Annotated in this window: 24 protein-coding genes and 1 tRNA gene; 17 read left to right on the top strand and 8 right to left on the bottom strand. The window is 55.8% G+C overall.

What is annotated here, in order from left to right:
- Window positions 1–128 precede the first annotated feature (128 nt).
- From BAR1_RS04480 to BAR1_RS04465, 4 genes are all read left to right on the top strand, one after another.
- Window positions 129–428, top strand: a complete 300-nt coding sequence (locus BAR1_RS04480) for a helix-turn-helix transcriptional regulator (protein ID WP_118941913.1) — start codon at window positions 129–131, stop codon at window positions 426–428.
- A 100-nt stretch (window positions 429–528) separates the two neighbouring features.
- Window positions 529–2,874: a DUF5906 domain-containing protein gene (locus tag BAR1_RS04475; protein WP_118941912.1), complete on the top strand. Its 2,346-nt coding sequence runs from the start codon at window positions 529–531 to the stop codon at window positions 2,872–2,874.
- A gap of 789 nt (window positions 2,875–3,663) precedes the next feature.
- The gene (locus tag BAR1_RS04470; RefSeq protein ID WP_118941911.1) at window positions 3,664–3,930 is read left to right on the top strand and encodes a hypothetical protein; all 267 of its coding nucleotides are present in this window, start codon (window positions 3,664–3,666) and stop codon (window positions 3,928–3,930) included.
- On the top strand, window positions 3,923–4,165 hold the full coding sequence (locus BAR1_RS04465) for a hypothetical protein (RefSeq protein ID WP_118941910.1): 243 nt from the start codon (window positions 3,923–3,925) through the stop codon (window positions 4,163–4,165). The genes BAR1_RS04470 and BAR1_RS04465 overlap by 8 nt, the downstream gene beginning before the upstream one ends.
- A 101-nt stretch (window positions 4,166–4,266) precedes the next feature.
- On the opposite strand, the gene BAR1_RS17890 is transcribed toward BAR1_RS04465, so the two are convergent.
- A complete protein-coding gene (locus BAR1_RS17890) occupies window positions 4,267–4,458 on the bottom strand; it encodes a hypothetical protein (protein ID WP_162891669.1) in 192 nt (63 codons plus the stop codon).
- A gap of 156 nt (window positions 4,459–4,614) precedes the next feature.
- Between BAR1_RS17890 and BAR1_RS04455 the strand changes: the two genes are divergently transcribed.
- Genes BAR1_RS04455 through BAR1_RS04430 form a run of 6 tightly spaced genes read left to right on the top strand, consistent with a single transcriptional unit; the run spans window position 4,615 to window position 7,891 of the window.
- Window positions 4,615–5,226: a hypothetical protein gene (locus BAR1_RS04455; RefSeq protein WP_118941908.1), complete on the top strand. Its 612-nt coding sequence runs from the start codon at window positions 4,615–4,617 to the stop codon at window positions 5,224–5,226.
- On the top strand, window positions 5,216–5,605 hold the full coding sequence (locus BAR1_RS04450) for a hypothetical protein (protein WP_118941907.1): 390 nt from the start codon (window positions 5,216–5,218) through the stop codon (window positions 5,603–5,605). Before BAR1_RS04455 ends, BAR1_RS04450 begins: the two co-directional genes overlap by 11 nt.
- A 1-nt stretch (window position 5,606) precedes the next feature.
- Window positions 5,607–6,194, top strand: coding sequence for a hypothetical protein (locus tag BAR1_RS04445; protein ID WP_118941906.1), 588 nt, complete (start codon window positions 5,607–5,609; stop codon window positions 6,192–6,194).
- On the top strand, window positions 6,191–6,406 hold the full coding sequence (locus tag BAR1_RS04440) for a hypothetical protein (RefSeq protein ID WP_118941905.1): 216 nt from the start codon (window positions 6,191–6,193) through the stop codon (window positions 6,404–6,406). Before BAR1_RS04445 ends, BAR1_RS04440 begins: the two co-directional genes overlap by 4 nt.
- The gene (locus BAR1_RS04435) at window positions 6,396–7,175 is read left to right on the top strand and encodes a terminase large subunit domain-containing protein (RefSeq protein WP_118941904.1); all 780 of its coding nucleotides are present in this window, start codon (window positions 6,396–6,398) and stop codon (window positions 7,173–7,175) included. Before BAR1_RS04440 ends, BAR1_RS04435 begins: the two co-directional genes overlap by 11 nt.
- Window positions 7,160–7,891 (top strand): hypothetical protein, encoded by a 732-nt coding sequence (locus BAR1_RS04430; protein ID WP_118941903.1) that lies wholly within the window; start codon window positions 7,160–7,162, stop codon window positions 7,889–7,891. The genes BAR1_RS04435 and BAR1_RS04430 overlap by 16 nt, the downstream gene beginning before the upstream one ends.
- A gap of 162 nt (window positions 7,892–8,053) precedes the next feature.
- Here BAR1_RS04430 and BAR1_RS04425 read toward each other — a convergent pair whose 3' ends face one another.
- On the bottom strand, window positions 8,054–8,533 hold the full coding sequence (locus BAR1_RS04425; protein ID WP_118941902.1) for a hypothetical protein: 480 nt from the start codon (window positions 8,531–8,533) through the stop codon (window positions 8,054–8,056).
- A gap of 93 nt (window positions 8,534–8,626) precedes the next feature.
- Here BAR1_RS04425 and BAR1_RS04420 point away from each other — a divergent pair, with 93 nt between their 5' ends.
- From BAR1_RS04420 to BAR1_RS04405, 4 genes are all read left to right on the top strand, one after another.
- Window positions 8,627–8,902 carry a hypothetical protein gene (locus BAR1_RS04420; protein WP_118941901.1) on the top strand — a complete coding sequence of 92 codons (276 nt, stop codon included), beginning with the start codon at window positions 8,627–8,629 and terminating at the stop codon, window positions 8,900–8,902.
- Complete coding sequence (locus BAR1_RS04415; RefSeq protein ID WP_118941900.1) at window positions 8,902–9,090, top strand: hypothetical protein; 189 nt, start codon at window positions 8,902–8,904, stop codon at window positions 9,088–9,090. Before BAR1_RS04420 ends, BAR1_RS04415 begins: the two co-directional genes overlap by 1 nt.
- A gap of 270 nt (window positions 9,091–9,360) precedes the next feature.
- A complete protein-coding gene (locus BAR1_RS17885; protein ID WP_162891668.1) occupies window positions 9,361–9,525 on the top strand; it encodes a hypothetical protein in 165 nt (54 codons plus the stop codon).
- 168 nt (window positions 9,526–9,693) lie between these two features.
- Window positions 9,694–10,533 carry a hypothetical protein gene (locus BAR1_RS04405; protein ID WP_228408730.1) on the top strand — a complete coding sequence of 280 codons (840 nt, stop codon included), beginning with the start codon at window positions 9,694–9,696 and terminating at the stop codon, window positions 10,531–10,533.
- Here the strand turns inward: BAR1_RS04405 and BAR1_RS04400 are convergent.
- The 3 genes from BAR1_RS04400 to BAR1_RS04390 form a co-directional block, all read right to left on the bottom strand.
- A complete protein-coding gene (locus BAR1_RS04400; RefSeq protein ID WP_118941898.1) occupies window positions 10,483–11,793 on the bottom strand; it encodes a DNA cytosine methyltransferase in 1,311 nt (436 codons plus the stop codon). The two genes, BAR1_RS04405 and BAR1_RS04400, sit on opposite strands and share 51 nt — an antisense overlap.
- Window positions 11,794–12,068: 275 nt before the next feature.
- Window positions 12,069–12,144: transfer RNA gene (locus tag BAR1_RS04395), tRNA-Thr, on the bottom strand.
- Window positions 12,145–12,216: 72 nt separating this feature from the next.
- Window positions 12,217–13,857, bottom strand: a complete 1,641-nt coding sequence (locus tag BAR1_RS04390) for an ABC transporter permease (RefSeq protein WP_228408728.1) — start codon at window positions 13,855–13,857, stop codon at window positions 12,217–12,219.
- A 3-nt stretch (window positions 13,858–13,860) separates the two neighbouring features.
- Between BAR1_RS04390 and BAR1_RS04385 the strand changes: the two genes are divergently transcribed.
- Window positions 13,861–14,841 (top strand): hypothetical protein, encoded by a 981-nt coding sequence (locus tag BAR1_RS04385; RefSeq protein ID WP_162891667.1) that lies wholly within the window; start codon window positions 13,861–13,863, stop codon window positions 14,839–14,841.
- Window positions 14,838–15,290, top strand: a complete 453-nt coding sequence (locus tag BAR1_RS04380; RefSeq protein WP_118941895.1) for a hypothetical protein — start codon at window positions 14,838–14,840, stop codon at window positions 15,288–15,290. The genes BAR1_RS04385 and BAR1_RS04380 overlap by 4 nt, the downstream gene beginning before the upstream one ends.
- Here the strand turns inward: BAR1_RS04380 and BAR1_RS04375 are convergent.
- Window positions 15,287–15,547: a DUF2312 domain-containing protein gene (locus BAR1_RS04375; RefSeq protein WP_118941894.1), complete on the bottom strand. Its 261-nt coding sequence runs from the start codon at window positions 15,545–15,547 to the stop codon at window positions 15,287–15,289. The two genes, BAR1_RS04380 and BAR1_RS04375, sit on opposite strands and share 4 nt — an antisense overlap.
- A gap of 117 nt (window positions 15,548–15,664) precedes the next feature.
- Here BAR1_RS04375 and BAR1_RS04370 point away from each other — a divergent pair, with 117 nt between their 5' ends.
- Entirely contained in the window at window positions 15,665–15,880 is a 216-nt protein-coding gene (locus tag BAR1_RS04370) for a hypothetical protein (protein WP_118941893.1), read from the top strand.
- Here BAR1_RS04370 and BAR1_RS04365 read toward each other — a convergent pair.
- Both BAR1_RS04365 and BAR1_RS04360 read right to left on the bottom strand, forming a co-directional pair.
- Entirely contained in the window at window positions 15,877–16,071 is a 195-nt protein-coding gene (locus BAR1_RS04365; RefSeq protein WP_118941892.1) for a hypothetical protein, read from the bottom strand. The two genes, BAR1_RS04370 and BAR1_RS04365, sit on opposite strands and share 4 nt — an antisense overlap.
- A gap of 24 nt (window positions 16,072–16,095) precedes the next feature.
- Window positions 16,096–16,422: a TraR/DksA family transcriptional regulator gene (locus BAR1_RS04360; protein ID WP_118941891.1), complete on the bottom strand. Its 327-nt coding sequence runs from the start codon at window positions 16,420–16,422 to the stop codon at window positions 16,096–16,098.
- Window positions 16,423–16,481 lie beyond the last annotated feature (59 nt).

Here is a 16,481-nt window from a genome sequence, read left to right as displayed (position 1 = left end):
ATTCTGGCAGTGCACAGCATCCCGAGCGCGCGACGACGCAAGCGGCTTGGTCGATGATTGCCCACCGCGTCGTATATCAACAGAGGGCGTCTGTCTGGTTAAGGACATGACGAAAGGACTCTGTTGCAATGTCCCCTGAAAACCTGACTCTGCGCATTGACGCGCTCAAAACTCTCGTGCGCCAGCACGAGGAAATGCTGAACCATGCACATCATCGCATTGATGATCTTGAAACCCAGCTTACTATCCCCAAACTAATGACGCCTCGCCAATTGTGCGAATTTCTCCAAATCTCGGAGGGACAGTTTTATGCGTGGAAGCGCGCAGGCGACAGTCCACCCGCGATATATTGGAGCGAACGCACCGTTCGCTACGATCTCGACGCTGTGATGGCATGGGCGAAATCAAAAGAAGTGGGGCAGGCTTGAGGCCCGCCCCACTGGTCAGTAACGCACAATTTGATAAGTCAGTTATACACGCTGACTTGACGACGCTGAACCGGTGAAGCGGGTCCATCCTGAAAATGGTATGGATCAAACATTCAAAAATCTGTTCGCTGGGAACGAAGAACGGTTTCTCACATTCTCGAGCATGAAAAAGCGCGAGGACGGGAAAATGGTTCCTGACTATCGCACGATCAAACGAGGCGTTTCCGACCAAGATTGGGCGCGCCACATCAAGGGCGAAACGTCGCTGGGCCTGTCACCGCTACACGATGGCATGGTGAAGTGGGGTGCAATCGACGTTGACCTCTATCCCGTCCTAGAAAGCGACGACGAGGTGGAAGCTCTCATGAAGGCGTGGCGCGACCCATGCCTGATTGCGCGGTCAAAGTCGGGCGGCGTTCATATCATCGCCTTTTCGAACGATTGGGTTCCGGCGGAACGTATGCGCGCCTATCTGGAAGCTAAGCGTGACGCCATCCTTGACCCCGTCGTGATCGAACACGCCAAAGAAGTGTTCCCGAAGCAGAATGACGGTGACGGTTCGCAAATGAACCTGCCCGCATTCGGCAACGAGCGGAGTGTGCTCGCATGGCGTTCGGCAACGGTTATTGCCTACGTGTCGGACGAGCACCCGGTGCAGTGGGATCAGGTCGAAGGTGATTGCCACGTATCAGACGGCATCATGGCAGACGCCATGCTCGCCGCGCTAACACCGAAGCCAAAGGCGAGGAAGAAGCGAACGACTGAGCGCAAGAAATCGGCTGGCGGGTTTAAGCACCCAGAACAATCAGAAGGTCGCCGCGACTATCTGTTCAAATGCGCGGCATCGGCACGGTCACGGGGCGCGGACAAGGAGCAGTTGGAAGAAATCATTGGGACCGTCAATGACTCCTTTGCCGACCCCGACCACGAATATGGCGCAAAGGGTCCGATCACTGAGAATCAACGCCTGAACGTGATCATCCAAGAGGTGATGAAATTCGAACAAGGATCACCCACCAACCTGTCTTATGATGTGGTCGAACGCATGAACGCGGAGTGGGCGATGATGATGGTTGATGGGCGCGTTGAATTCCTTCACCAACCATCTGGCGTTTGCTACCCGTTACGCGACTTCACACTCCGCACAAAGCCAATGACCTGCATGGTGAATGGCAAGGTTGCGCAAATGTCGGACATGTGGATTCGTGACCCCGACCGCCTCGAGTATGACGGCATAGTGATTGAGTCACCCGAATATGACGGTCCCGGTTGGAATGTCTTTCAGGGGTGGCGCATCAAGCCAAAGCCGGGCGACGCTTCACTGTGGGTCGATTATGTCGAGCGTATCCTTTGCGGCGGCAACAAGGAACTCGCTCACTGGGTCATGACGTTCATCGCTGACGGTGTGCAACGCCCATGGTCATTGCACCCCGGCACGGCCCTCGCGCTACGCGGGGCACAAGGCGGTGGCAAGTCATTCTTGGGGAACATGTTGACGCGCATCCTTCACGACGATCAGGCGCAAGAAATCGCGAACTCTGACCGTATGTTTGAGCGGTTCAATCGTGGCATGTTCGGCGCGACCTTCGTCCTTGCGGAAGAGTCCGTATTCGCGGGTTCGTCCAAACAGGCGAATACACTCAAGGCGTTCATCACGTCGCCGCGTTGGTCATACGAGCAGAAGTTTCTCGCATCGTTCACGGGCAAGAATGTTCACCGCATGATCGCCACGACCAACGATGAGCAGGCCGTTCATCTCGACGACGACGATAGGCGGTGGACGGTGGTTGAGGTCGCCAACATGTTTGACGACCCAGACAGCGGCGAGGCGCGCGAGTATTGGAAACCATATTGGGATTTGGACCCCGGCGTCGTGCTTGGATATTTGCTCGGGTATGAGGTGGATCGGGAATTGATCGGTCGACCAATCATCACGGAGGCAAAACGGGCGGACAAAATCATGTCTGATCCTGTTCTTGAGGTGTTGCATGAAATTGCGGAAAGCGGGATCGTGTTTGATGACCTCGACGGCAATGGGCGGTTGGCAATATCCACTTTGTATCGCGAAGCTCGGGCGCGCGGTGCGGGGCCATATGACAAGCCGCGCGTCCTCGGTGAGCGGGCAAAGAAAATCCTTGGGTGGAAAGGCACCTGCCGCAACGCGATGCATATCAAAGAATACCAGCGCACAGTTGACGGTGATGGTGTGCCAACGATGCACCCAATTCTGGAAAACGGCGGTCATGCGCGCGGCATTGATCTAAAGTCGTTGTCGGATTTTAGGGCTGCGGTATCGCGTCGGACAGGCGTTGACTACGACAATGGTGGCGGCTGGAAGCGTTTCAAAACACCTTCGGTCGACTTCCGGGTTGGTGATCCCGAGGATGTTGAGAAGGCGTATTCGGAACGGCAACGCGCAATCCATGGGGAAGACATTCAGTTCTGATAACCAAGTGATGGAATGAATGGACGGGCGGTGTCGAGGGGCATCGCCCGTTTTCGTTGCAGCGGTGTCGATGTTGAAAACATCGACAGAAGGTTACCCGATTGATTTTAATGTATTTATGTCGTTTGGTGTCGATACTGTCGGTTTTTGACCGTTTTCAATCGTTGCGTCATATTGTGTGTTTTTGTGTGTTCTTGTGTGTTTTTTGCATAGCAAGAAAACATAAGTATAAAAATATATCGACAGTATCGACAGTATCGACAGTATCGACATCTTACGTTTGAAAACAACGCGTTAGCGTGGTGTCGATGGGATTTTTTGCGACAGTGATCGACAGACCATCGACACTGCGGGCATTTGGCTGGTGACCTCCACCCGCTATCTCAACATGGTTGTTGCGAGCCAGTCGCAACTAGCGCCGATTTCAAGCCATACTGAATACTAATCAATGACTCTAGTCGGTAGATTGGCTTGCTATTCAAGCGGTTGAACAAAATGACGCGCGTTTTTGCAACGCTCTTTGCAACAGCCGCACAATTCTACCGCGAAATCATGCCTCTGTGGGTGACATAAATCACTAAACACCGCATATCGCGCCACCTAAATCTCCCCCGGTGCCACCTCATTCCGCAGAACAACGCCCCACGGCGAGGTGATACGCAATTCATGCTGGGCATGTGGCGTGCCGATGAAACGCGTCACACCTGCGCGCATCCGGTGCCCCAGCAGGCCACCTCCTTTCGGCCTTGCCTGAGCCGGGTGCGCGCACAACGAACCAAAGGATGACCAATGACCATCACCGCAACAATCGACGAGCACGAAGCCGTCACCCTCACCTACACCCGCATGAACACCACGTCGAACCTTGGCGTGCCTGACGCAGCATCATTCGCTGACGACCTGCTATCGACGTTCAATCCCGAGCAGGCCGATATTGTCCGCGCAGGATACAACATCCTTGTGACCGCCGAAGGCGTGACCGTCGAGGTGTATCCCAACTCCTTCCCGATCCCGTGGCAGCATATCGCCTCCGTGGTCGAGCAGCTCAATGCCTGACACGGTGCGACCCCTCTGGCGTGAACTGCCCCTGACGCGCGGCACGCTCCTTGAGCGCGGCCTGCGCGTCCACGGTGTGTGGACGATGCACATTGGCCTCGACATGCCACCGCGCGTCTACGTCGACTGGCAGAGCGAACCCAACAGGCACGAACGCGCTGTTTCCGAACACCTCGTTGTTGCCCGCAAAATCATCCACATCGAACCCGGCGGTAACAAGCCATGGATGGAATGACAGGCACGCCCGAAGGCGCATTCGTCGCGTCCATAATCTCGCAAGCGTATTCCGACATGCTTAGCCCAAACGACGACAACGCATACCCCGCGATAACCTTCCTAACCGCCCCTAATGGCCGGCACGCCCGCTGGCGCAACGAACTGTTCGGTCTCTTGGGACTCGACGGTGACATTGCCGCCCAACGCATCGTCAAAGGCCTTGAGGGCAACGCCGACTTGCACCCCCTCACACTGGAAACCAGTGAGCAACACGCCGCACAGGTCGCCACCGCCCACAAGCGGTGGCAACACCTAAAACACCCCCACGCTCCACCTGCTTCTTCGGTGTAACCATTCATCCTTGGGTTGTATTTTGTTTTCGACGGATTGGTAATCTCGTTGTCCTTAACCAGCTTAACGGACGCGGCACACCAGTCGCGTCCGTTTTGGTTATTGAAAGGACAACAAATGGCCGATGAAACGACCGCCGCAATTCAGGCGCTGATTAAACAGGTGGGCGCGCTCACCGCGACCGTCGATAAGCAGAACAAGCAGATCGACGAACAAAACACCCGCCTCGACAATCTGCACGACTTCAACGGTCGTGTGCTGGACGAGAAGAAGGACATGCAGCGCCAGCTTGAACAGCAAGCTGCATCGGACAAAAAGATGGCCGCGATGGGCCTCGAACGCGCACCCGACGGCAACTACTATCCGAAAGGAACGCGCCCCGCCCACAGCTTGACCCGTGAAGATGCGCGCGACCCACAGAAGTATCGGGCGGCGAAGGAAGCAGCGGCAAAGGCCGGTGCAACACTGGAAATCGTCGATCCCGACAAATCCGAAGATGCCCGCCGACGCGGGCGGGCAGAAGTCGACACCTCGACCAAGACAACCCTTGTCAAAGACGAGGATCAGCGGATCGCCTATATGCGCCGCGATGTGTTGGGATCAGACACGCGTCAGTATCGCCAGCTTCGCGCGGATGGGTTCACGGTCGAGCCGTGGGCGCAATCCGGCGACCTGCCGCAGCACATGCAAACGAAACTCGCTCTGATGGAAAAAGCCCATGACGCCTGAGGATCGTGCAACGCTGGAATGGGCGTATCGCGTCACCCTCGGCTACTCGGCTGAGGACGAAGTAATTGTGCTACGCGACCTGAGCATAATCACAGCCTTCGACCGCGCAATGTTGGACCCGTCAAGCAGCAGCCAGGACGCGCTGATCGTCGCTCTGGCGCAAGCGTTGAAACTCCACTTGACCGGCGTCAATTTTGGACAATTGCGCAGCGATCTCGTCGCGGCTGGCTTGCGGGAAGAGGTGGCAAATTGCGTTCATGATCATATGGTCGACGTCTCCGTTGAGGAATGGGATCGGCTGCGTGACCGCATCCGTTGGTATCGCGACGATAAATGCGATCCCATTGCATTCTCAACCGAAGCATCAGGAACCACCTGATATGGCTGGAAACAAAGGTTCGGGCCGCCCGAACACGATCAACATCCACCCGGAGAAAAATTCAATTGTTCGCCAGATCATCGAGCGCGAGATCGGTGCCCCGGGATCTATGCCTTATGCGCAAATTGCGAAACGTGTTGGCATCAGTTTCACCACTATCGAACGTTACCGCAAAAACCACATCACCGAGGAAATGCGTCGGAAAGTCATGGCTGATTTGCGCGTTGGCGATGTAGAGGCCGACACGGCGATCCTGAATGACGAACGGTTGGACATTGGGCGCACCTATGACTCGCTCGCCCGCCGTGTGGAAAAACTGATCACAAAGGCCGAGGAAAACGAGGATGACGGGTTCGCCCTGGCTGCAATGGAGGGGCTCAGAAAAATCCTCCGCGACATTGCAACCATGCACGGAAAAATGGCGACCAGCCTGTCCGTGTCTGTGTCGCTTTCGGAATCGCCGGAATGGGTGACACTCAAGTCCATCTTGAACGCTGTCTGTGAAGAGGTGCCCGCCGCTCGTGAACCGCTATTGCGTCACATGCGCCACCACGTCCTGTCTGTCACAAAAGAGGAGTCGATTTTATGACCCATCGCGATTTTGAAAGCTGGGACGAATACAACCGCCGCCTGAAAGCGGCGACAGCAGCAGGGCATCCTGAATGGGTGCGCCTCGCCGCAACGATCAAAGAAGCCGAAGGTGATCGCCCCTATTTCACGGGCAAGGAGTGCAAGCACGGCCACGTCTCGCCGCGATACAAAAGCAGTAAGTGCATGGTGTGCGGTCTCAATGGCCTTTGATGCGCTCATACAATGGTGCGAGGATTTAGAGCGAAAACTCGATCCATCCATCCGACTTGCTCATTGGATCGGCCATGAGCCTGATCCTTGGCAGATCAAGGCGTTCGAAACGCGAACGACTGAGGTTGCGCTGCGCGTCGGTCGTCAGGCGGGCAAGACGTCGGTTCTCGCCGCGCGTGCCGTTGAGGAATTGCACATCCCGGAATCGTTGACCATCTGCGTTGCGCCAGCCGAACGGCAAGCGAAGATCATCGCCCGCGAGATTGGGCGGCAGTTGAAGCGCACGGATTTGGTGATCACGCGGTCAACGCTGACCGAACTCGAAATGTCGAATGGTGCGCGTGTCGTCGCGCTGCCGTCCACGTCGGACACCATTCGAGGCTATCCATCGGTTTCGCTGCTGATCATTGACGAGTGCGCATTCTTGCAAGGTGATGGAGGGGGCGAGGATTTGATTGCGGGCGTGCTGCCAATGCTGACGTCTCAGGGGCAGGTGTATTTCAGCAGCACGCCCGCCGGAAAGAACAACTATTTCGCGCGTCTGTTTCTGGACGCGAAACCCGGCGACGGCATCCAGCGGATCGTCGTCAAAGGCACAGACATTCCGCGACTGAAAGAAAAAGTCGACCGGATGCGTCGAACGCTGTCCGCAACGAAATTCAGACAAGAAATCTTGGTCGAAATGTTGAGCGACGGACAAGCCTATTTCGATCTTTCGATCATCGAAAACGCAACAAGCAAGGAAAGCGCGATATGCCCCAAGATGTAACCTCTGAACTACAACTCGTTTATCTGCCTGACGGGCGCGTGGTCAACGAAACGAACAAAGACCCTGCCATTCCGCGCGTCACCGGACACCAACACTATTGGGTGGCCGCTGACCTCGGGCAGGCAAACGACTTCACGGCGGTGACAGTGATCAAGGACGAGGCGTTGCCTATCGTCGATGGATCAAAAATCATTGTTGGGCCGCGTGAACGCTCAATCGTATATGCCGACCGCTTTCGAGGCGTGTCCTATGTCGATGTCTGCGACCACCTGATCCGCCTGCGCAACGCGCCGCCGTTTGGCGGCAAATCAGAATTGGTGATCGACGGAACGTCCCTCGGGCGCGTCGTGTCGGACATGCTCTGGGAAGAAGGCGTTGACCACCACGCGGTGCAAATGACCGGAGGCCAATCCTGGCGCAAGGAAGGCGCGCGATACGTCAACGCGGGCAAGACGTTCATGATCGAAAACCTGTCTGTGCTGTTTGCCTCGGGCGACCTCAAGTTCGCGCATGACCTGCCGCTCAGGGCCGAAATTGAGGCAGACCTCGCCAGCTTCTCGCTGCAAACCACCGCCGCCGGAAACCAAATCATCACGCAGTCACGATCCGCAGGTGGTCACGGGGACTTGGGTATTTCTGTTATCGTCGGCGCGTTCGCGTCGCAGTATTTGGCCGCGAAGACCGTCACCACCCAAACGCTGCGCGGCTGGTATTGACGTCTCTCGTCGCGCTCTTGGCAACCGCGTGGGTCGTAACATTACGAATTTGACGAGCAATGGGGAAAAATCGAACAGCGCTGCGGTCTCTCGTGGTTTTGGGCATAACCGTGGGGCAGTGACCACAACCGCCTTCGCTGACGCGCTTTTTGGGCACCTTGTTTAAACGCCTCGTTCGGCCAGCAGTTGTTCTAGCTTCAATCCGGCCTCCATTCGGTCAACATGGCGCTTGCGGGCCTTTTCATAGGCCTTACGCAACCCGTCGGGGGAATTGTTGAACATCCTGTTTTCGTCGAGGTATTCGCGGGCTGTTCGAGAAATGCTGATTTTCTTTCCACCCTGAACGTCCTTCATCATCCGGCCTGTGAACCAGTCGAAAATGTGATCAAGGTCGTAGCTCCAACCGTCTTGCTCCGCGACCTCTTTGTAGAACCCAAGGTCGTGGGCGAGTTTGGCTTGATCGCCGTGCTCCATGTCGAAGGCGGCCACGGTGACCGCTGACTTTTGAACGTAGGCTTTCACCCATGCAGGCAGGTCGGTCCCTTCGATGTGAGCGGCCAGAAGCTGCCAAGCCTTCTTGGCGTCGCCGGGTTCGAGGCGCGCGGCATCTGCGATTTCATCCAAGTTGGAGTTTTTTTTCATGTTTGCCGCTCCAGATTTCTGTTCTGCCGTGTGGTCCAACCAAGTTGTGTGCCCAATGGTGGGTACGGCTCAAGAACGAAAGGAGTAGAGCCAATGACTAAACATGACAAGAACCTAACCCGCGCACTTGCGATCCTTATAACAGAAGTCGACGAGTTCGACGTTTGCTTCCAAGCCGGAACAGTTGTCGTTCGAGGGCAACACTTTAATCCGCAAAACGACGACGAACGCGCGGTTCTCGAAATTCTGATGGCGGACAAAGAGTTTGGCTTCGCCGTCTCGACTCTCGAGAGTCTCGCAAAAGAATTGCGGGCGCTGCAACAAGTTTGGGTCGACGCCGCGGATGAACTCAAATTGGAGGCCGCGTAATGGAAAAGATGCTGATCCAAACCATGGCAATCTCGCTCGATACTCGGCCTGAATTCTTCTCGATTGTCGAAGGCGACATCTGCTTCTTGGGGAAACGGATTCCCGACTGGCTGTGCCTAGCCTTGGCCGGGAACTTCCAAGAGTTTCTCGCAAACTACGAAACTTCTGACAAGGAGGCAGCGGCATGAGCAAGAGTGTGCGCGAACGGCTGCGCCTGATCAGCCGGGGTCTCGACCGCCATAGCTACGTGCGTTTCAAACACTGCGGGCGGACTTACATTTTCATGGAAGGGCGGTGGTGGACGTCGCCTAAACTCTGAAACGACAACGGGCGGCTCGATGGCCGCCCGTTTGCATTTGTGCCCAGTATGCCTACTCCGCCGCTAACGCCTGTCTCTGACGCGCTGAGCGGGGCACACGCCGCATCTTGACCGACACGACCCACGCGTCTGGCCCGACATGAGCCTCAAGCTGGCCGATGGTCGGCGGTTGACCGAATATGACCTCCCGCGTTTCGCGCCCGTCGTCAGTTGTGACAACGCAGTATCGAGAAATGATGGCAAGCGCACGGCGTCGCCCATTTCGAACTTTGGCAACGAGGTGATGTGCGGCCTGTGCGTTTAAACGATCAATCAAGTTATCTGTAATCATGGTGTGCCCCCTAGGCGTTTGTTTGTGGAGGCATGTTTCATAAGTGCCGAGTAGGTGACTGGGTCAACTGGAAATTGCAATCGACTCCCGCGAGGCTGCGCAGTAGGTTATTCCCACTAACGTATTGAGGGGAGCAGATTCTTGGCATCGCAAAAGACAATAGTCATTGGGCATTTGTTTGACAAATTCTGGGACAAGAATGGCAACTCGCTGACCAAAAGTCTGATGAGTTTAGACGACGTGGCGCAAGCGATCCGTGAATGCAACAAATTGCACGGCACAACACTGAGTGACCGGAACCCAGCAAATTTCATGAAAGACTTGCTTCGTGGGGCGAACGCGTCGAAAAATTGGCCGCAGTCAGTCGCAAAGCAGCGTTTCACTGGTGTTCAGAGAACAAGCGATGGCGAGTGCTTCGAGTTTATCCCCTACAAGCCGGGTCAGACCGAACCGTTCCCAGATGCTTTCAAAGTCCGTGCAAATGCGCCGGTGTATCCCATTCAGTCGATCAGCATGCCCCTTGTCACCAAATCATTCGGGCGATCTGACGAAACTTGGCTCGTCCAAACTGCAATTAACCTACGAGTCGTTGAGACTCATTTCGCGATTGCACCCGCATTTCCAATGCTCGAAGTTGCGCACCTACAAATGGGAATAAAGTTACGTTCGACAGAAATTGACGCGCTATTTCTTGGAAAAGTAGGCGACCAAAAAAACCCAGAATCCGTGTTAATTACCTGTGAAGCCAAGCAGGCAAAAGACCCGCTGATACAAAGTCAAATCATCAATCAGGTCCAAGCGGCATTTGCCGAAGCAAATGTCGAAACAGTTGTTCCAATCGGCTTACGGACCGTCAAAGGTGTCGGCTTCTACCTCACCGAGTTTGAGGCAATCAAACGTGCGGACGCGCCCATCTTGGACGAACTGGCGTTAGCCAGCGACGCTCTCTACCAATTGCACCCCGCCGTCAAAGGCATTTGACAATTCTATCTCGGCCTGAGTCCGCTTCTTTGCACCGCTCTTTTTGTCTCGACGCCCAATAGGGTTTGCCACGCCAAAGTGTGCGGCGGCGGCAGTGTTACCCATTGTCAAAAGCGTCTCGTCGCCAAGATCGAGAGGTTTTGTTGGGCGTGTACGCCGGACGCCTAGAGCCTTGATGATTGAGGTCGCGACTGCTCTCGCCAAAGGTGGGGGCACAGCATTGCCGATCTGGCGTGCGCCGTGCCACTTCGTAGCGTTGAAACGGAACCAATCAGGAAAACCGTGCAACCTCGCCATTTCGCGGACGGTCACGCAGCGGTCATATGCGTAGTGAATTGGCCTTGGACTGGTAAAGGCTCCACGAGCGGAATCTGTGCCAGCCCGCAGGGTGTTGGATACACCATCTGCGGGTAGCTTGAAGAAGCGGGAAATTGGCTCAACACGACCTTGCTCAGTTTCACTGAAACGTCGCCGAGAAATGTCGGTGTGTTCGGTCCGCGCACTGGAAGTTAGCAAATCAGCATCCCAATTGCGGGGATAGCCGTATGACCAAGCATCATTCCCGATGCCGCGCAAAGACTTTGCGTATTGGCTTGGCTGCCCAAATACCGCTTCAACGGCATCAGAGCGGCGTAAATCTTCAAAGGACTCTGCATCCGGCAAATCACCTAGTGCATCTTTGCATGTTGGTCGCTTGGAGATCACGGTCGGATAAACTGGTAAGGTGTGGCCGTGCTTCACGCCCATCAATATTAGCCGTTGGCGGTCCTGAGGGACACCGTAGTCGGCGGCATTCAGCACTCGCCAATCCTTTTGGACGTCGTATCCAAGCGCTTCAAATTCTTCGATCAATTCGAGCAGAAATTTTCGATGCCTACCAACAGTCAGCCCTTTGACATTTTCAAATACAAAGCAAGTGGCGTCCAGTTCCCGAACAATCCGAACGAAGTCTTGAACAAGTGCGTTGCGTGGGTCGTCAAGCGCCCGCTGGCCGATAAGCGAGAATCCTTGGCAAGGCGCTCCGCCGAACACTACATCGACGGTGCGATCACCGATGCTTGCGGCTTCGCGGATATCTGCGCCTGATACGGCAGTGACAGATTGGGGAATGATAGCGCATTGCGGGAAATTGAATTTGTGAACAGCGGCATGGACGGGATCAAGCTCAACCGCCGCCACGACATCAAAACCCGCCTGCTCGAAGCCCAAGCTCATGCCGCCTGCACCTGAAAACAGATCAATACCTATCGGTCGTGCCATGACTTGCTCCCCTCCGTTTTAGCGCAACATATCGTTGCAAAGCCATGTTGACCAGCGAAACCTAGTGTTTCGGATGATGGGACAGCCATCCAAAAGCCGTCACAGAATCAACATCCCACATGATAGTTAATGCCTCATCAACTTACTTGTAGGTAAGGCTATCGCTAGAATCACAATGGTTACGTCAGATTATCGCAATGTTGCAAAATTGTTGCAAAAACTTAATCACATAGCTTGTGGGGTTTGATTTTATCATTCAATTTCAATGCGTTAAATGGTGCCCCCACACGGACTCGAACCGCGGACCTACTGATTACAAATCAGTTGCTCTACCAGCTGAGCTATAGGGGCACTCGGGGTGATTTACGCGCTGAAAACGACTCTTGCAAGCCCGAAAATCGGGAAAATACATCAAACGGAAACCTATGCCCCCCTGTTGCCCCGCGCCAACAGTAAAACCGCGAGCATCCCGACCCCGATCACCAGCAAAGCCGCCGGCGAGGCCTCGCCGATGTTTTCAAGCGAGGCTTGCTCGTACACCAGCGTCGAGAGCGTGTTGTAGTTGAACGGGCGCAGCAGCAAGGTGGCGGGCAGTTCCTTGACGCTGTCCACAAACACCAGCAACAGCGCCGTCATCAGCGAGCCGCGGATAAGTGGCGCATAAACGGTAAGCAATGTACCCCCGGCCGATCGGCCAAGCGAGCGGGCGGCCATTGGCAGGCTGGGTGAAATCCGCCCCATTGCACCATCCGCTGCCCCCTGGGCAATGGCAAAAAACCGCACCGAATAGGCGAAAACGATGGCAAAACCGGTGCCGGTCAGCACCAGCCCGATGTCCACACCGGTTGCCCATTCCACGAAATCCGCCAGCCTGTTGTCAATTGCGGCCAGCGGGATCAGAATACCCACCGCCAGCACCGCACCGGGCGCGGCATAGCCGATGGTCGTGAACGGCATGATCAAACGCGGCAGGCGGCGACCGGTCAGGCGTACGCCATAGACCAGAAACACTGCCGCCGCGACCGTCACCAATGCTGCCCCGCCGCCCACGCTGACCGTGTTCCACAAGGCCCGCCCCAGCGCCGGATTGGACCAGTATCCGGTATTGCGCAGCGCATGTGACAGCATCACCCCGACGGGCAACACAAAGCCGCCCAGAAACGGCAAGCTGCAAAACAGGGTCGCAAGCCAGCCGCGCGCGCCTTGCAGCGGGATTTGCACGATCGGGCGTTTATGCCGCGCGCCCTCGTGAAAGCGCTGGTTGCGGCGGCTGGATTTTTCCAGCCCGACCAGCAGCAACACCAGCAGCAGCACAACCCCCGCGATCTGGGCCGCACCACCGGCGTTGTTGGCCTCGAGCCATGTGGTGAAAATGCCGGTGGTCAGGGTTTGCACGGCGAAAAACTCGACCGTGCCAAAATCGCTGACCGTTTCCATCATCACAATCGCCATGCCCGCGGCAATCGCCGGACGCACCAGCGGCAGACCCACCCGCCAGAACCGTTTCCACGGACCGGCGCCCAGCGCACGGGCGACCTCGTAAGTATTGCCCGATTGCTCGCGAAAGGCACTGCGCGTCAGCAGATAGACATAGGGGTAAAGCGCCAATGCCATGACAAGGATCGCCCCGCTACGCGAGCGGATTTCGGGGAACCAGTAATCCCGCGATGTGGCCCAGCCGAACACCCCGCGCAGCCAGGTTTGCACCGGTCCGGCATATTCCAGAAAATCCACCAGCGCATAGGCGCCGATATAGGCCGGAATAGCCAGCGGAAGCAGCAGCAGCCACTCCAGCCAGCGCCCGCCGGGAAAGCGGTACATCGCCACCAGCCACGCCGTTCCGACCCCGATCAGCCCCGCCAGAACCCCGACCGACAACATCATCACCAGCGAATTCACCAGATAGCGCGGCAGGGTTGTGGCCAGCAGATGCGGCCAGATGTTTTCGGCCGGATGGAAGGCAATCCAGACCACCGAAGCAATCGGCATCATCACCAGCGCGGCAATCAGCAACGCGCCTGCCGACCACGGATCGGGGCGCCAGATCGGCTTGCGCGCGGGCATTGCTTGAGTGTTTTTCTCGGTCATTTGGCAAGGGGTAGAGGAAACCGCTGTATCTGTCCAGATTTCCTCTTATACTATGGTGTGATTAAAGAAGGCGGGAATAGTGCTATGCAGGTAATCTTACATCTCGGGGCCCATTGTACGGGTGAGGACCGGCTGCTTAAGTCATTGTTGAAAAATCGGGAACGGCTGAACCCTCAAGGTATTATCATTCCCGGCCCCAGCCGATACCGGCGTTTGATCCGCCAGACACTTGGCGCCCTGAATGGTGCGACGCCATCCGCAGATGAACAGCAGGCCCTGCTGACACAGATCACCGACGAGCATGTGGTCAAACGGCTTGTCTTGTCAGCCGCCGATTTTATGGCGTTTGTTCCATGGGTTTTCAGGCATCAAACCCTTTATGGAAAAGCACCGGAAGTGACCGCAGCCCTTGGGAAACTGTTTGACGGTGCAAGTATCGAGTTCCATTTATCCATAAGAAATCCGGCCACTTTCATTCCCGCTGTATTCGGCAACACGACCGGCTTGACCCTGAACAAGTTTTTATACGGAACCGATCCTTACAGCATTAAATGGTCCGAGTTGATCAACAAGATCAGCATTGCAAATCCGGGGGCGCGTGTGGTTGTCTGGCGAAACGAAGACTGCCCTTTGATCTGGTCGCGGGTCATGCGCAACCTTACCGGAACGGCCGAGGCAATTTCGCTTCAGGGCGAAGAGGATATACTGAGCGGCCAAATGACCGAAGAGGGTTTGAAATTATACCTGAACTACCTTGTCGCCAATCCGCCCAGAACGGGCAGGCACAAACAAAGGATCATAAATACTTTTCTGGATAAATTCGCGCTGCCCAAGGACGACCCTGCCGATGAAATACCCGATGGCTGGACACCGGCGATGGTGGCGGAACTGACAGATCTGTATGAACAGGATCTTGACAGGATATCCAGAATTCCGGCGGTTAAACTAATAACCCCATGACTAGAACCAACCCAACCATCCTGCCGGACACCCCGTTCTGGAAGGCCTATCAGGGCCGGTTTTTCGGGGTGTTGAATTGGTCTGATGTTGATACCTTCTGGGCCGAAATGTCCGGCACCACCGGCGACTGGTTCATCTTCGCCCCCGAACAGCCGGCACCGGACAGGGCCGCGCCCCCCGCAGAACTGGCCGAAGTGCTAACCAAAGCCCAAGCCCTGATCAACAGCCGCCGCGACATGTCGCATTGCGGGGCAATCTATGTGGATGACGCCAGGAACCCGAGGTTTATCAAGGTGTTCGACCCCTCGGCGATGGGATCATCCTGCAATATATCGGGCATCTCGATCCTGCCGCGCTGGATCATCAGCCGGATCAGACCGGACGATATGCCACCACCACCAGAGCCGGTTAAACCGTCATTATTCAAACGGTTAACAGGCCGCAGTTAGCTCATCCCCAGCGCTTCTTTATACATCTCCAGAACCGCCTCTTCCTCGGCGATGTCCTGTGCGTCGCGTTTGCGCAGCGCGATCAGTTTGCGCATAACCTTGGTGTCATACCCACGCCCCTTGGCTTCTGCCATCACCTCTTTTTGCGCTTCGGCAAGGTCTTTCTTCTCGGCGTCCAGCCGTTCGATGCGTTCAATAAACTGGCGTAATTCATCGGCGGTTACGCGGTAGCTGGTATCGGAAGAGGTCTCGTTCATCACATATGCCCTTTGCTTGACTGGACCCTTCCCTAATACCCCAGCCCCGCGCGTGCAAGGGCTTGCCCAAGGCAAATTGATCGGTTAGCGGTGGGAAAACTTTGAAAGGCGCAAGAAATGGACATTCTTATCTGGGCAGGTGCCGTTGTTTCCCTGATCGGGCTGGTCGGAATATTCTATTGCATCATTCTGGCCCTGAAAGCCAAACGCGCCAACCTGCCGGACGAGGAAATGCGCGCCCGCCTGCAACGGGTCGTGCTGCTGAATATGGCCGCACTGTTCCTGTCGATGGTCGGGCTGATGATGGTCGTGGCCGGGATTTTGCTGGGTTAACCCTCGCCCTCGGGCTTGTCTTCCAATGCCAGCTCCAGAGCCAGAATATCTTCGGGCACCGGCAGGCCAAGCGCTTTCAGTTCCGAGATTTTCTCGCGCAACTGTTCCTGCAAAACATGCGCATCCTCGGGGCGCTTGGCAATTTCGTCCATCAGCATCGCTATGCCGGCCTTCAGTTCCTCAAATGCCATCTGGTCACCTCGCGCGTTGGGTTTCTATGTATGTTTTGCGGCACATTTTGCACAAAACGGGGTATAGGGAAGTATATCAAGCCGTTCTTCGGAAATCTTGTCACCGCATTCCACACAGTATCCGTATTCACCCTCGTCCATCCGGTGCAATGCGGCTTTGATCATGCGTATTTCCGCCTGTGCTGACAAGCCCATTCCTTCCAGAACCTCGTCTTCCTCGCGCTCGACAGCCAGTTCTTCCCAGTCTTTTGTGGTATGCGAATCCAGCTCTTCGTCAATTTGCAAAAGACGGGCTTCCAAATCTTTCAAGCGGTCATTCAGGGCGGCGCGTCGTTTCGAAATATCTGCCATATCCTGTTCTCCTTCTCGTTGAAGATATGGTAGGCGCAAAGCCCTCAAGCCTGCCTTGA

The sequence above is a fragment of the Profundibacter amoris genome (genome assembly GCF_003544895.1).
In the GTDB taxonomy this organism is placed as follows: Bacteria; Pseudomonadota; Alphaproteobacteria; order Rhodobacterales; family Rhodobacteraceae; genus Profundibacter; species Profundibacter amoris.
The sequence above is the reverse complement of the archived record's forward strand: the minus strand, read 5'-3'. Positions and strand labels throughout refer to the sequence as shown.